General features: G+C 60.4%; 13 protein-coding genes. 8 read left to right on the forward strand and 5 right to left on the reverse strand.

The features are described 5' to 3' along the window. Nucleotides 1–1158, reverse strand: coding sequence for an efflux RND transporter periplasmic adaptor subunit (locus KW837_RS05430; RefSeq protein ID WP_218394800.1), 1158 nt, complete (start codon nt 1156–1158; stop codon nt 1–3). 276 nt (nt 1159–1434) lie between these two features. Here KW837_RS05430 and KW837_RS05435 point away from each other — a divergent pair, with 276 nt between their 5' ends. Both KW837_RS05435 and KW837_RS05440 read left to right on the forward strand, forming a co-directional pair. After that, nucleotides 1435–2136 carry a response regulator transcription factor gene (locus KW837_RS05435; protein ID WP_007900125.1) on the forward strand — a complete coding sequence of 234 codons (702 nt, stop codon included), beginning with the start codon at nt 1435–1437 and terminating at the stop codon, nt 2134–2136. Between the two features lie 4 nt (nt 2137–2140). Beyond that, nucleotides 2141–3442, forward strand: coding sequence for an ATP-binding protein (locus KW837_RS05440; RefSeq protein WP_218394801.1), 1302 nt, complete (start codon nt 2141–2143; stop codon nt 3440–3442). Nucleotides 3443–3623: 181 nt separating this feature from the next. On the opposite strand, the gene pncA is transcribed toward KW837_RS05440, so the two are convergent. Beyond that, nucleotides 3624–4253 (reverse strand): bifunctional nicotinamidase/pyrazinamidase, encoded by a 630-nt coding sequence (pncA, locus tag KW837_RS05445; protein ID WP_218394802.1) that lies wholly within the window; start codon nt 4251–4253, stop codon nt 3624–3626. A gap of 321 nt (nt 4254–4574) precedes the next feature. Between pncA and KW837_RS05450 the strand changes: the two genes are divergently transcribed. Continuing rightward, nucleotides 4575–5387 (forward strand): crotonase/enoyl-CoA hydratase family protein, encoded by an 813-nt coding sequence (locus KW837_RS05450; RefSeq protein ID WP_218394803.1) that lies wholly within the window; start codon nt 4575–4577, stop codon nt 5385–5387. 6 nt (nt 5388–5393) lie between these two features. After that, on the forward strand, nt 5394–6224 hold the full coding sequence (nudC, locus tag KW837_RS05455; RefSeq protein ID WP_123497031.1) for an NAD(+) diphosphatase: 831 nt from the start codon (nt 5394–5396) through the stop codon (nt 6222–6224). Here nudC and KW837_RS05460 read toward each other — a convergent pair. The 3 genes from KW837_RS05460 to KW837_RS05470 form a co-directional block, all read right to left on the reverse strand. Then, nucleotides 6192–6971 carry a TSUP family transporter gene (locus tag KW837_RS05460; protein ID WP_038983228.1) on the reverse strand — a complete coding sequence of 260 codons (780 nt, stop codon included), beginning with the start codon at nt 6969–6971 and terminating at the stop codon, nt 6192–6194. The genes nudC and KW837_RS05460 overlap by 33 nt on opposite strands. Before the next feature lie 262 nt (nt 6972–7233). Next, nucleotides 7234–7710 (reverse strand): nuclear transport factor 2 family protein, encoded by a 477-nt coding sequence (locus KW837_RS05465; RefSeq protein ID WP_218394804.1) that lies wholly within the window; start codon nt 7708–7710, stop codon nt 7234–7236. Nucleotides 7711–7767: 57 nt separating this feature from the next. Beyond that, complete coding sequence (locus KW837_RS05470) at nt 7768–8331, reverse strand: TetR/AcrR family transcriptional regulator (protein WP_192342981.1); 564 nt, start codon at nt 8329–8331, stop codon at nt 7768–7770. Between the two features lie 218 nt (nt 8332–8549). Between KW837_RS05470 and pssA the strand changes: the two genes are divergently transcribed. The 4 genes from pssA to KW837_RS05490 all read left to right on the forward strand — a co-directional run bounded on the left by pssA (nt 8550) and on the right by KW837_RS05490 (nt 13925). Then, on the forward strand, nt 8550–9893 hold the full coding sequence (gene pssA / locus KW837_RS05475; protein WP_218394805.1) for a CDP-diacylglycerol--serine O-phosphatidyltransferase: 1344 nt from the start codon (nt 8550–8552) through the stop codon (nt 9891–9893). A gap of 295 nt (nt 9894–10188) precedes the next feature. Beyond that, nucleotides 10189–11205, forward strand: a complete 1017-nt coding sequence (locus tag KW837_RS05480; RefSeq protein ID WP_218394806.1) for an AraC family transcriptional regulator — start codon at nt 10189–10191, stop codon at nt 11203–11205. A gap of 277 nt (nt 11206–11482) precedes the next feature. Next, the gene (locus KW837_RS05485) at nt 11483–13147 is read left to right on the forward strand and encodes an AMP-binding protein (RefSeq protein WP_218394807.1); all 1665 of its coding nucleotides are present in this window, start codon (nt 11483–11485) and stop codon (nt 13145–13147) included. 16 nt (nt 13148–13163) lie between these two features. Continuing rightward, nucleotides 13164–13925, forward strand: coding sequence for an SDR family NAD(P)-dependent oxidoreductase (locus tag KW837_RS05490; protein ID WP_192342985.1), 762 nt, complete (start codon nt 13164–13166; stop codon nt 13923–13925). The last annotated feature ends 1 nt before the right edge of the window (nt 13926 follow it).

Here is a 13926-nt window from a genome sequence, read left to right on the forward strand (position 1 = left end):
TTACTGACCAGAAACCTGGGCAAGTGGAAGAGGGGTGTCATCTATCCGGACTTTTTCACCGGGGCGCGCATGTTGCAGGCCTTCAGTGACGATGCGGTCGCCGGGCTTGAGACCGTTGGTGACGATCCAGCGATCGTTCTGCACCGCGCCCAGTTCGACCGGTTGCTGGCCGACCCGCTGCTCGGCGTCGAGCAACAGCACTTGGGCAACGCCGGCGCTGTCACGCTGGATGGCCCGTTGCGGCACGCTGATGCCTTGCTGATTGAACGCTTGCTCCAGACGCACGCGAACGAAGCTGCCCGGCAGCAAGTCGAGGTCCGGGTTGGGGAACTCGCTGCGCAGGATGATCTGACCGGTGCCCGGGTCGACGGTGATGTCGGTGAACAGCAACTTGCCCGGCAGCGGATAGAGGTTGCCGTTGTCCTGAATCAATGTGGCTTTGGCCTGGCTCTGGCCCACTTCCTTTAACTGGCCGGAACGGAACGCGCGGCGCAGGTCGTTGAGTTCACGGGTCGATTGCGTCAGGTCAGCGTGGATCGGGTTCAACTGCTGAATCAGTGCCAACGGCGTGGTTTCGTTCTGCCCGACCAGCGCGCCTTCGGTCACCAGTGCGCGGCCGATGCGTCCGGAAATCGGCGCGGTGACGGTGGCGTAACCCAGGTTCAGTTTCGCCCGCTCCACGGCAGCCTTGTTGGCAGCGACATCGGCGGCGGTCTGCCGGGCATTGGCCCGGGCGTTGTCATAATCCTGACCGCTGATGGCGTTGCCTTCGATCAACTGGGCGTAGCGCTGTTCTTGCAATCTGGCCTGGAATGCATTGGCCTGGGCCTTGCGCAGTGCGGCTTCGGCGCTGTCCAGGTCGGCCTTGAACGGCGCCGGGTCGATACGGAAGAGAACGTCGCCTTTTTTTACGTCGCTGCCTTCACGGAAGGCCTGCTGCAACACCACGCCGGCGACTCGGGCGCGCACTTCGGCGATGCGTGGCGCGACAATCCGCCCGCTCAGCTCGCTGCTGATCGACAGCGGCCGGGCTTCGACGGTTTCAACCCGCACGGTGGCCAGCGACGCCTGTTCTTCGGCGGTCGAGGACTGATCACAAGCACTCAGCGTCAATGCCAGTGCAATCAGGCTGAGCCGGGCAAGCAGATTCTTTGACATGTAAATACCCCAATATTGACCCCCGTATCCTACGGGGGGCCGACGAGGGTAGCGGTGAAGCTTTGTAGGTGCTGTGTGAAATTGTGTAAGGGTTTTACTCGCGCGGGCGTGAGGGCGTATATCCTTGGCGACCGCTTCGCGCTCGATCGCGGGCAAGCCTCGCTCCTACAGGATTTGTGCCGGACGCCAATCCGCGACCAACCGAAACCCGGTAGGAGCGAGGCTTGCCCGCGAAGAGGCCCTAATGGTCACCACAGCACTTTCTGGAAACACCCCATGCCCAACATCCTCCTGGTCGAAGACGACTCCGCGCTCTCCGAACTGATTGCCAGCTACCTGGAACGCAACGGCTATTGCGTCAGTGTGATCAGCCGTGGCGATCATGTGCGCGAACGGGCGCGGCTCAATCCTCCGGACCTGGTGATTCTCGATCTGATGCTGCCGGGGCTCGACGGTTTGCAGGTTTGCCGCTTGCTGCGAGCCGATTCGGCGACTTTGCCGATCCTGATGCTCACCGCCCGCGATGACAGCCACGATCAGGTGCTGGGCCTGGAAATGGGCGCCGACGACTACGTCACCAAACCTTGCGAACCACGGGTGTTGCTGGCCCGGGTGCGCACCTTGCTGCGCCGCAGCAGCCTCAGCGAACCGATGACCGCCAACGACCGCATTCTCATGGGCAATCTGTGCATCGACCTGTCTGAGCGCACCGTGACCTGGCGCGAGCAACTGGTCGAGCTGTCCAGCGGTGAATACAACTTGCTGGTGGTGCTGGCCCGGCATGCCGGCGAAGTACTGAGCCGCGATCAGATTCTGCAACGCTTGCGCGGTATCGAATTCAACGGCACCGACCGCTCGGTGGACGTCGCGATCTCCAAGTTGCGGCGTAAGTTCGACGACCATGCTGGCGAAGCGCGCAAGATCAAGACCGTGTGGGGCAAGGGCTACCTGTTCAGCCGCTCAGAGTGGGAATGCTGAGTCGATGTTCAGAATCCTGTTTCGCCTCTATCTGGTGACTATCGTCTCGTTCAGCGCGGCGATCTACCTGGTGCCGGACCTGGTGATCCAGGTTTTCCATGAGCGCTTCGTGACCTACAACCTCGACTATTCCCGAGGTTTGCAAACGCTGATCGTCAAGCAGTTTCGCGCGGTGCCTATTGAGCAGTGGCCGGCGTTGGCAGACGAAATGGACAAGGAATTCCAGCCGCTGGACATTGTGCTGGCCCGTAACGATGACGCCGAATTTACTCTGGATGAACGTGCGCGCTTGCAGCGCGGGGAAAACGTCGTGCGCATCGGCGATTGGGGCTGGCGCACCTTGGCCGTGGCGCCGTTGAACGAGCAACTGGTCGTGAAGATGGTCGTGCCGCCGGACCCGACGGACGTCAGTTGGTTGTACTGGAGCATCAACGTGCTGATCGGCGCGACCATGCTCGCCTGTCTGTTGCTGTGGTTGCGCCCGCACTGGCGCGACCTGGAACGCCTCAAAGGCACCGCCGAACGCTTCGGCAAGGGCCACTTGAGCGAGCGCACGCAGATTTCCCCCAGCTCCAACATCGGTAGCCTGGCCCACGTGTTCGACACCATGGCTGGCGACATCGAAAACCTGCTCAACCAGCAACGCGATCTGCTCAACGCCGTGTCCCACGAACTGCGCACGCCACTGACGCGGCTGGACTTCGGCCTGGCCCTGGCGCTGTCCGATGACTTGCCGCCCACCAGCCGTGAACGTCTGCAAGGCCTGGTCGCGCACATTCGTGAACTGGATGAGCTGGTGCTGGAATTGCTGTCTTACAGCCGTTTGCAAAACCCGGGGCAGCTGCCGGAACAGGTCGATGTGTCGCTGGATGAGTTCATCGACAGCATTTTGGGCAGCGTCGATGAAGAACTTGAGTCACCGCAAATCGTGATCGATGTGCTGCTTAACGGCCAGCTCGAACGCTTCTCACTGGACCCGCGCTTGACCGCCCGGGCGATCCAGAACCTGCTGCGCAACGCCATGCGGTACTGCGAAAAACGGATTCAGATCGGCGTGCAGGTGTGTTCCAAGGGCTGTGAAATCTGGGTGGATGACGATGGCATCGGCATACCGGAAGAAGAGCGGGAGCGGATTTTCGAGCCGTTTTATCGGCTGGACCGCAGCCGGGATCGCGCCACTGGCGGGTTTGGTCTGGGCCTGGCAATCAGCCGCCGGGCGCTGGAAGCACAGAGCGGCACACTCACCGCGCAAGCTTCGCCGCTGGGGGGGGCGCGGTTCCGACTCTGGTTGCCGACACCTGTCTGAATCTTTCACCGTCCCTGTGGCGAGGGAGCTTGCTCCCGCTGGGTCGCGAAGCGGCCCCGAAATCTGACACCGCGGGCTTCAGACAGGGCGCGGGCTTCTGTTTTGCGACTGCTTCGCAGCCGAACGGGAGCAAGCTCCCTCGCCACAAGGAGTCATTGCCCATGGAGCTATGCATAATCGTTCAGCCAAGCAATTCGGTTGATGGAATCAACCCGACCCCAGCCCCCCGCATCCGGTCAATTGCCGCCGCCAGCGATCCATCCAGATCAATCGCCCGACACGCATCCATCACCACAAACGCATTGAACCCCGCCGCCCGCGCATCCAGCGCAGAAAACATCACGCAGAAATCCAGTGCCAGCCCGACCATGTAAACCGTGTCGATGCCGCGTTCTTTCAGATACCCGGCCAAGCCTGTGGTCGTGGTTCGATCCGCCTCCAGAAACGCCGAATAGCTGTCGATGTCCGGATTGCAGCCCTTGCGGATGATCAGTTGGGCGTGGGGCAGGTCCAGTTCCGCATGGAACTCGGCGCCGGGTGTGGCCCGTACGCAATGCTCAGGCCAAAGCGTTTGCTCGCCGTAAGGCAACTGAATCACGTCGTAGGGTTTGCAGCCCGGGTGGCTGGAAGCGAACGAGGCATGGCCGGGCGGATGCCAGTCCTGGGCAATGATGACCTGCTTGAACTGGCGCCCGAGCTGGTTGATCAAGGGCACGATCAGGTCACCCTCCGGCACCGGCAGTTGACCACCGGGAATGAAGTCGTTCTGTACGTCGATAACCAGCAGGGCTGCTCGTGAAGAGATTGGCATGGGCGGGTTCCTCCTTGGAAAGTCAGGTGCAAGCATAGTGACAAGTTTGCTGGAGCGCTAAGTCGGGTTCAATGACTGCGTTTGTGGCGGTGAAGGGCAGTTGGATCGGCGGTGTGGCCTTCGCGGGCAGCCTCGCTCCTACGGGTGTTATGTATCCGACACCATTCCCCTGTAGGAGCGAGGCTTGCCCGCGAAGAGGCCCGTCCAGACACCACTAAACCCGGAACAGTCCCGCATTTGGCCGAACCGCTGCCTTACTGTCGGCACTAATGCCTTGTTATAGTTCGGGCCTCATTTCTGCCCCGGTAAAGGATCACTGCCATGTCTCAATACACCGCCTTCAGCGTCGAACTGGCCGATAACATCGCCCATGTGCAGATCAATCGCCCGGAAAAGATCAATTCGATGAACGCCGCGTTCTGGAGCGAGATCATCGAGATTTTCCAGTGGATCGACGATACCGATGAAGTGCGGGTGGTGGTGCTCAGTGGTGCCGGCAAGCATTTTTCTTCCGGGATCGATCTGATGATGATGGCCGGTATGCTCAATGAGTTGGGCAAGGACGTCAGCCGCAATGCACGGCTGCTACGACGAACGATCCTCACGCTGCAAGCGTCCTTCAATGCCGTCGACAACTGCCGCAAACCGGTGCTGGCGGCGATTCAGGGTTATTGCCTGGGCGGCGCCATCGACCTGATTTCAGCCTGCGACATGCGTTATGCCGCCGAGGATGCGCAATTTTCCATCAAGGAAATCGACATCGGCATGGCAGCCGATGTAGGCACTTTGCAACGCTTGCCACGGATAATCGGTGACGGCATGCTGCGTGAACTGGCTTACACTGGTCGCACCTTTGGCGCCGACGAAGCGCGCAACATTGGCCTGGTCAATCGCGTCTACAGCGATACCACCAGCCTGCTTGACGGCGTGATGGGCATTGCCCGCGAGATCGCCAGCAAGTCGCCGATCGCTATCACCGGCACCAAAGAGATGATCAGCTACATGCGCGACCATCGCATCGACGACGGCCTCGAATACGTCGCCACCTGGAACGCCGCCATGCTGCAATCCACCGATCTGCGCGTGGCCATGGCCGCCCATATGAGCAAACAGAAACCCGAATTTCTGGATTGATTAACCATGATTTCACGCTGGACCACCGCAGTACTGGACACCGATCAACCCGGCGGTTGGGCCGTGGCGCGCAGCCCTGAAGGCTTTTTGTTCGATGACAATGGCGCGCTGTTTCCACGGGAATGGCTCAAGCGTCAGGACCTGTCGATTCTCGCCGAGCATGGCATCGGTCACCTGGATGGCGAACCGGTCTACCTGCTGGAGCTGCGCAGTCACAGCGAAGTACCGGGCTGCAACTGGAAAGGCCTGCGAGCGTTCATGCTTGAGGGTGATCACACCGTTTACAAGGTGCTCGGCTACGCCGCGCAAATCGGTACCTGGGCCCGTGAACATCGTTTTTGTGGCAATTGCGGGCAGGTGATGAGCCAGGTGCCGCGTGAGCGGGCGATGTACTGTGAGCCGTGTGATATACGCCACTATCCGCGCATTTCACCGAGCATGATCGTGCTGGTGACCCGTGGCGACGAGGTTCTGCTGGCTCGTTCGCCGCGTTTTGTCGCCGGGGTCTACAGTACGTTGGCGGGGTTTGCCGAGCCGGGTGAGTCGGCCGAGGACTGCCTGATTCGCGAGGTCCGCGAAGAGGTGCAGATCGAGGTCAAGAACATCCAGTACATGGGCAGTCAATGCTGGCCGTTCCCGCATTCGATGATGCTCGGTTTTCACGCCGAGTACGCCGGTGGCGAGATTGTCTGTCAGGAAGATGAGATCGAAGACGCCCAGTGGTTCAACGTGCACGAGCTGCCGCCGTTGCCGGCGTCACGCTCGATTGCCCGTTACCTCATCGATGTCTATGTGGCGCGGCGCTTAGGCCACGCTGAACCAGTGCTGCCAGGCTAACCGGACGGTCAAGCCGAGCACCACGGTGATGAACACCGGGCGAATGAATTTCGCACCGCCGCTGATGGCGGTGCGCGCGCCGAAGAAGGCGCCGACCATCACCGACAGGCCCATGCTCAGGCCGATGATCCAGTCCACCTGCCCGGAAAATATGAACACCGACAGCGCTGCGATGTTGCTGACGAAGTTCATGCTGCGCGCCACGCCGCTGGCCTTGACCAGGTCGATGGGGTAGAGCAGCAGGCTGCTGACGGTCCAGAACGCACCCGTTCCCGGGCCGGCCACGCCGTCGTAGAAACCAAGACTGAAGCCCTGGCTCGATTGCCACTTCTTCTTGATCGGTGCGTCGCTGTCCAGCGGCGCCTTTGGTGTGCCGCCGAACAACAGGTACAGACCGCAGGCGAAAACGATCACTGGCAGCATCTTGTTCAGCCATTCCGCTGGCAGGTAATGAGCGACCACGGCACCGGTGAGTGCGCCCACCAGCGTGCCGACGATCGCGTGCGTCCATTGTCGAGGATGGAACAGCTTGCGCCGGTAGAAAGTGAAACTGGCGGTGGCCGAGCCGAAGGTCGAACTGAGCTTGTTGGTGCCCAGCACCAGGTGCGGCGGCAGGCCGGCGGTCAGCAGCGCCGGGGTGGTCAACAGACCGCCACCGCCAGCGATGGCGTCGATGAAACCGGCGATGAAAGCGACGAGAGCCAGAACGGCCAGAGTAGTGAGGTCAACGCTGAGTTCGAAAGGCATGAAATGGGCTTATTCGGCAGGGCGCAGAAGATGGGCTGCGGGGAAGGCCGGTATCTTACCCATATCCAATCTCTGCGGCGACCGGTCTGGCCCTTTCGCGGGCAAGCCTCGCTCCTACAGAATTGGTGTAATCGCAATTATCCCTAACGATGAAAAACCGTAGGAGCGAGGCTTGCCCGCGATGACGGTGTCACATTCAACGAAAATGTTGTCTGTGACATCGCCATCGCGGGCAAGCCAACTCCCTGGGAACTCGGTGAAGTTATAGGCCTAGGTCGGACAAGCCCGGGTGATCATCCGGTCGGCGGCCCAGCGGCCAGTGGAACTTGCGTTCGCTTTCCTTGATCGGCATGTCGTTGATGCAGGCGTAACGGTTGAACATCAAGCCGTTCTCGTCGAACTCCCAGTTCTCGTTACCGTAGGAGCGGAACCAGTTACCCGAATCGTCATGCCATTCGTAGGCATAACGCACAGCGATACGGTTGTCGCCATGGGCCCAGAGTTCCTTGATCAGCCGGTAGTCCAGTTCCTTGGCCCATTTACGGGCCAGAAAATTTTTGGCTTCTTCGCGGTTGTGAGCGAACTCGGCGCGGTTACGCCATTGGGTGTCCAGGGTGTAGGCCAGGGACACCCGTTCCGGGTCGCGGGAGTTCCAGCCATCTTCGGCCAGGCGAACTTTTTCGATGGCCGATTCACGGGTAAACGGCGGCAATGGCGGACGAACTTCGGCAGTAGACATATTAAGTCTCCCTATCAAATTAACGTTCTAGCAAGTTGTCGGGCTTATTAAAGAGTGTTACAGGTCCAATAACTTTCGCGCCATGCATTGCGCATTATCGGCGGCACTGTGATCACCCATCACAAGCGCTACGGTAATGGCACCGTCGATCAGGATCAGCAGCTGTTTGGCCAGCGTCTCCGGGTCTGTTGCGCCATGTTCGGTACAGAGCTCGCACACGTAGTCGAGCAGTTTCTGTTTGTGGTCTTTGGCGACCAGGCGAACCGGGTCTTGCGCATCGCCGGTTTCGCCGCTGGTGTTAATGAATGCGCAACCGCGAAAGCCTTCGGAGTCGAACCAGGTCCTGAGCACGGTAAACAGGTTGAGCAGGCGCTCGGCCGGGGTTTGTGCCTTGCCGACTTCCGTTCGGTACCAATGCATCCAGCGCACATCACGGCGTTGCAGGGCCGCGACGGTAAGCTCCTCCTTGTTGGCGAAGTAGCGGTAAATACTTTTTCTGGAAACGCCGGCGGTTTTCACCAGAAGATCCATGCCGGTGGCCGCGATGCCACTTTTGTAGATCAACTTTTCGGTGACATCCAGAATGATGTCGCGTGTGTCGTTGCTAGTGATTTCGTTCATGTGGCTAACAGTAGAATGATCGTTCTCCTTGGTCAAGAAGTTATTTGTGGCGGCTGTGAGATTGTCTTCGCGGGCAAGCCTCGCTCCTACAGGGGAATGCAATCAACCGTAGGAGCGAGGCTTGCTCGCGAAGAGGCCATTACAGACAGTAACAAGACCCAAACCCATCCATGGTGTAAGCTCTCGGGTTCTTCGGATTCGACCTTTTTGCGAGCCCTATGCCGTCGCTTTTCAAACGCTCTCTGCTGCCTAAACTGCGCAGTTTTCCGCTGACCGCCGATGCCGTCACCATCCTCTCTGGCGCCGCCGAGTTCCGTCGTTGCCTGCTGGAACAAATCGCTCAGGCAACCCGGCGCATCTATATCGTTGCGCTGTACCTGCAACAGGATGAGGCCGGGCAGGAAATCCTCGATGCCCTGCACGCCGCCAAACTGGCGCGCCCGGAACTGGACGTGGTGGTGGTCGTGGATTGGCTGCGCGCCCAGCGCGGTTTGATCGGTGCCGGCAAGCAGCCGGGCAACGCGGCCTGGTATCAGGAAACGACCCGCACCCACGAAAGCGTGGTGCCGGTGTACGGCGTGCCGGTGCAGACTCGCGAGCTGTTCGGCGTGCTGCATTTGAAGGGCTTCGTGATCGACGATTGCGTGCTCTACAGCGGCGCGAGCCTGAACAATGTTTACCTGCATAAATTCGACAAGTACCGCTTCGACCGTTATCACCTGCTGCAGAATCACGCGCTGGCCGACTCGATGCAGCACCTGATTCAGCACGGTCTGATCGCCTCCAAAGCGGTGCATCGCCTCGACCTGCCGAACCTGCCGACCACCCGCAGCCTGCGTAACGACATCGGTGACCTGCGCAGCCGTCTCAAGCACGCGGCGTACGACACCACGGCGGGCAGCACGGCGAAGGGCGGTTTATCCGTCAGCCCCTTGCTCGGTGTGGGCAAGAACAACCCGTTGAGTCGGGTGATCTGTGAGCTGATCGCCAGCGCCCAGCATCAGCTGACCATCTGCACGCCGTACTTCAACCTGCCGCTGGCGGTGACCCGGGAAATCAACCGGGCGCTGGCGCGGGGGGTGAAGATCGACATCATCGTCGGCGACAAAACCGCCAACGATTTCTATATTCCGCCGAGCGAGCCGTTCAAGGTGATCGCGGCGCTGCCATACCTTTACGAAATCAGCCTGCGACGCTTCGCCAAGCGCCATCAGCGCAGCATCGACAGTGGCAAGCTGAACCTGCATTTGTGGAAGGATGGCGACAACACCTATCACCTGAAGGGCATGTGGATCGATCAGCGCTATACCTTGCTGACCGGCAACAACCTCAATCCACGGGCGTTTCGTCTCGATCTGGAAAACGCGTTGCTGATTGATGATCCGAAAGGTGAATTGCTGGAGCCGCGCGGCAATGAGCTGGCGGAGATTTTCCAGCACACCCGCCGCATCGAGCGGTATCAGGATCTGGAAACGCTGCCGGATTATCCGGCGGGAGTGGCCAAGTTTCTCAAGCGTGTCAGCCGGGTACGGATCGAGCGGTTGTTGTATCGGATTTTGTGAGGTTCAACCCGGCGTCGAAGGTGTGTCGCCGGTAATAATGCCTTCGCGAGCAAGCCCGCTCCCACAGTGAGCCATGTGTCGGTCACACAATCGTGCATCGACTCAAATCCACTGTGGGAGCGGGCTTGCTCGCGAAAGCGGTGTGTCAGGCGACATCAATGTTGACTGTTATGGCCCCTTCGCGAGCAGGCTCGCTCCCACAGGGATTTAGGCTGCCCACAGTGATCTGCGCCTGGCTGTGGTGGCTGCGCTAATATGCTCACCACTCAAACAAGAACAAGGCTCGCCTCGGTCAATGTCGGAAAAAGACACCATCTCCATTCAACTGGTGCGTGAAGCGCTGTTGCAAAGTTGCGCCCCGGGCGCTGCCACCGCGGAGGTGTTGAACAAGGTCGGCATCGATCCTGTGCTGCTGGAAACCACCGACGCCCGTGTTCCGGCCACCGCCTATGCGCGGTTGTGGCGCTTGCTGGCTCGGCGCGGGGACGATGAGTTTTTTGGCATGGACCCGCGCAAGCTCAAGTCCGGCAGTCTGGAGTTCCTGTGTCGCTGCTCGATGGTTCAGCCAAGCCTGGCCGCCGGGCTGACCTCGGGGCTGAGCTTTCTGTCATTGATGCTCGAACGCCTGCCCGCGCAACTGGTTCGCCAGCAAAGCCTGGCGGAAATCGTACTGCTGGAGGACGACGAAGACCCGCGCCGCGCCTTCACCTATTTCACTTACTGGATGATCGTGCATGGCGTTGCCTGCTGGCTGGCGGGGCGGCGGATACCGATCCTGGCCATCGAGTTGCGTTGCCCGGCGCCGGATTTTTGCGATGACTACCGGGTGATGTTCTCCGAGAACCTGCGGTTCGACCGGCCGCGCACGCGGATGATTTTCTCGGCTGACTGCCTGGATTTGCCGATCAAGCGCAGCCCCGAAGAACTGAAGCGATTCCTCGCCCATGCGCCGGCGAACATTCTGGTCAAGTACCGCGATCCCGAGAGCCTGGCCAGTCGGATCAAACACGATCTGCGGCAACTGCCCGCCGAACACTGGCCGGAAACCGAGGCGTTGGCGCAGCAACTGTGCATGTCGGCCTCGACCCTGCGTAGGCGCCTGGCTGAAGAGGGCCAGACGTATCAGGGGCTCAAGGACAGTGTGCGCAAGGAACTGGCGATCGTCTGGCTGGCGGAGCCTGCCATCAGCTTCACCGAAATCGCCACCCGTTTGGGGTTTGCCGATACCAGCTCGTTCTACAAGGCGTTTCGCAAGTGGTCGGGGTCTAATCCGGGGCATTATCGGAGTTTGATTCTTAACGAGGCGAGCTGATCCGGATTTTGTGTTGATTGGTCTGGCGCCTTCGCGAGCAAGCCCGCTCCCACAGTGGAATTGTGTCTGCCCACCTATTTGCAACCCACACAAAACTTATGTGGGAGCGGGCTTGCTCGCGAAGGCGTCCGCCCAGGCGACGCATTCCTTGAACCTTGGCCAAACCAGTCACACAACTTGATAGCTTTGACCATTGTCCCGCTCCCCGCGCAGAGCGAATATTTCCCTGTTATTTACGGTTCCCCCAACCTAATAAAAAGACACAGGGATTCTGGCAATGCGCGATTACTTGTCTGCCACGTCACAGTTCAATTATCAGCACACCGTCGATGCCGCGCTCACAGGGTCGTTGAGCGCGCTCAACGCCTGCGTCGAGTGTTGCGACCGGCATGCCTTGCCGGGGCGCATCGCGCTGTTCTGGGAAGGTCGCGACGGCGCCAGCGCGACCTACACCTTCAGCGACTTGCAGGACAAAGCCGCGCGCTTCGCCAATTTCCTGCTGGCCCAGGGTGTTAAGAAGGGCGATAAAGTCGCCGGCCTCCTGCCACGCAACATCGAATTACTGATCACCGTGTTCGCCACTTGGCGCATCGGCGCGGTCTATCAACCGCTGTTTACCGCCTTCGGCCCGAAAGCCATCGAACATCGCCTCAACAGCTCCGGCGCCGCAGTCGTAGTAACCGACGCCGTCAATCGCCCGAAACTGGCTGAAGTGGCCGACTGCCCAACCATCGTCACCGTCGGCGGCCCGAAAGGCCAAGGTATTGTTCGGGGTGATTTCAGTTTCTGGGCCGAACTGGCCAACTACTCCAGCGTCTGCGAACCGGTATTACTGACCGGCGAAGACCCGTTCCTGCTGATGTTCACCTCGGGCACCACCGGCCCGTCGAAAGCGCTGTCGGTGCCGCTCAAGGCGATCGTCGCGTTCCAGAGCTACACCCGTGACGCGGTGGACTTGCGCCCCGAAGACGCATTCTGGAACGTCGCCGATCCGGGGTGGGCCTACGGCATCTATTTCGGCGTCACCGGGCCGATGGCGATGGGGCACCCGATCACCTTTTACGATGGCCCGTTCACCCTCGAAAGCACCTGTCGGGTGATCAACAAATACGGGATCACCAACCTCACTGGTTCGCCGACTGCCTATCGCTTGCTGATTGCCGGTGGCGATGAATTCTCCCGCTCGATCAAGGGCAAGCTGCGCATCGTCAGCAGCGCCGGCGAGCCGCTGAACCCGGAAGTGATCCGCTGGTTCGCCGATAATCTCGGCGTGGTGATTCATGACCATTACGGCCAGACCGAACTGGGCATGGTGTTGTGCAATCACCACGGCCTCGATCATCCGGTACACGTCGGCGCTGCCGGTTTCGCCTCGCCGGGCCACCGCATCGTGGTGCTCGACGACGAATACAAAGAACTGGGCGTCGGCCAGCCCGGCATTCTGGCCATCGACCGCACCCAGTCGCCGATGTGCTGGTTCGGCGGTTACGAAGGTGCGCCGACCAAGGCGTTCGTCGGCAACTATTACCTGAGTGGCGACACCGTTGAGTGGAACCCGGACGGCAGCATCAGCTTCGTCGGTCGCAGCGACGACGTGATCACCACCTCCGGCTACCGCGTCGGCCCGTTCGACGTCGAAAGCGCGTTGGTCGAACACCCGGCAGTGGTCGAAGCGGCGGTGATCGGCAAGCCCGATCCGGAACGTACCGAGCTGGTGAAAGCCTTCGTCGTGCTCAGCCCGCAATACCGTGCCGAACCTGCACTCGCCGAAGAGTTGCGCCAACACGTGCGCAAGCGTCTGGCGGCGCACGCGTACCCCCGTGAAATCGAATTTGTCAGCGAATTGCCGAAAACCCCAAGCGGCAAACTGCAGCGCTTTATCTTGCGCAACCAGGAAATCGCCAAGGCTCAAGAGGCCGCCGCGAAGAACGTTTCAGCTTGAATCCAAGGAAACAATGATGCAGATCGAAAACAAGGTTTTTCTCGTCACCGGCGGTGCATCCGGCCTCGGTGCCGCCACCGCTGAAATGCTGATCGCTGCCGGCGCCAAGGTGATGCTGGTGGACATGAACGCCGAAGCCGTCGCGGCCCAGGCTGCACGTCTGGGCGCACAAAGCGTGGTGGCGGACATCAGCAATGAAACGGCGGCGCAAGCAGCGGTGCAGGCGACGGTCAAAGCGTTTGGCGGCCTCAATGGGCTGGTCAATTGCGCTGGCATCGTCCGTGGCGAGAAGATCCTCGGCAAGAACGGTCCTCATGCGCTGGACAGTTTTAGCCAGGTGATCAACGTTAACCTGATCGGCAGCTTCAACATGCTGCGTCTGGCGGCCGCGGCGATTGCCGAAACCGAAGCTGACGAAGACGGTGAGCGTGGCGTGATCATCAACACCGCGTCGGCCGCGGCCTTCGACGGCCAGATCGGTCAGGCCGCGTATTCGGCTTCGAAAGGTGCGATCGTCAGCCTGACTTTGCCCGCCGCCCGTGAACTGGCGCGCTTCGGCATCCGCGTGATGACCATCGCCCCGGGCATTTTCGAAACGCCGATGATGGCCGGCATGACCCCGGAAGTGCGCGAATCCTTGGCCGCTGGCGTGCCGTTCCCGCCGCGTCTGGGCAAGCCGGGCGAGTACGCCGCGCTGGTCAGGCATATCATAGAAAACAGCATGCTCAACGGCGAGGTGATCCGTCTCGACGGTGCCTTGCGCATGGCCGCCAAATAAG

The organism is Pseudomonas sp. PDM24 (genome assembly GCF_019218905.1).
Classification (GTDB): domain Bacteria; phylum Pseudomonadota; class Gammaproteobacteria; order Pseudomonadales; family Pseudomonadaceae; genus Aquipseudomonas.

Excerpts from the sequence above, each read along its gene's own strand:
- KW837_RS05450 (WP_218394803.1), top strand. The coding sequence starts at position 4,575 with ATGTCTCAATACACCGCCTTCAGCGTCGAACTGGCCGATAACATCGCC.
- KW837_RS05465 (WP_218394804.1), bottom strand. The coding sequence starts at position 7,710 with ATGTCTACTGCCGAAGTTCGTCCGCCATTGCCGCCGTTTACCCGTGAA.
- pssA (WP_218394805.1), top strand. The coding sequence starts at position 8,550 with ATGCCGTCGCTTTTCAAACGCTCTCTGCTGCCTAAACTGCGCAGTTTT.
- KW837_RS05490 (WP_192342985.1), top strand. The coding sequence starts at position 13,164 with ATGCAGATCGAAAACAAGGTTTTTCTCGTCACCGGCGGTGCATCCGGC.
- pncA (WP_218394802.1), bottom strand. The coding sequence starts at position 4,253 with ATGCCAATCTCTTCACGAGCAGCCCTGCTGGTTATCGACGTACAGAAC.
- KW837_RS05460 (WP_038983228.1), bottom strand. The coding sequence starts at position 6,971 with ATGCCTTTCGAACTCAGCGTTGACCTCACTACTCTGGCCGTTCTGGCT.
- KW837_RS05430 (WP_218394800.1), bottom strand. The coding sequence starts at position 1,158 with ATGTCAAAGAATCTGCTTGCCCGGCTCAGCCTGATTGCACTGGCATTG.
- KW837_RS05485 (WP_218394807.1), top strand. The coding sequence starts at position 11,483 with ATGCGCGATTACTTGTCTGCCACGTCACAGTTCAATTATCAGCACACC.
- KW837_RS05470 (WP_192342981.1), bottom strand. The coding sequence starts at position 8,331 with ATGAACGAAATCACTAGCAACGACACACGCGACATCATTCTGGATGTC.
- KW837_RS05435 (WP_007900125.1), top strand. The coding sequence starts at position 1,435 with ATGCCCAACATCCTCCTGGTCGAAGACGACTCCGCGCTCTCCGAACTG.
- KW837_RS05440 (WP_218394801.1), top strand. The coding sequence starts at position 2,141 with ATGTTCAGAATCCTGTTTCGCCTCTATCTGGTGACTATCGTCTCGTTC.
- KW837_RS05480 (WP_218394806.1), top strand. The coding sequence starts at position 10,189 with ATGTCGGAAAAAGACACCATCTCCATTCAACTGGTGCGTGAAGCGCTG.
- nudC (WP_123497031.1), top strand. The coding sequence starts at position 5,394 with ATGATTTCACGCTGGACCACCGCAGTACTGGACACCGATCAACCCGGC.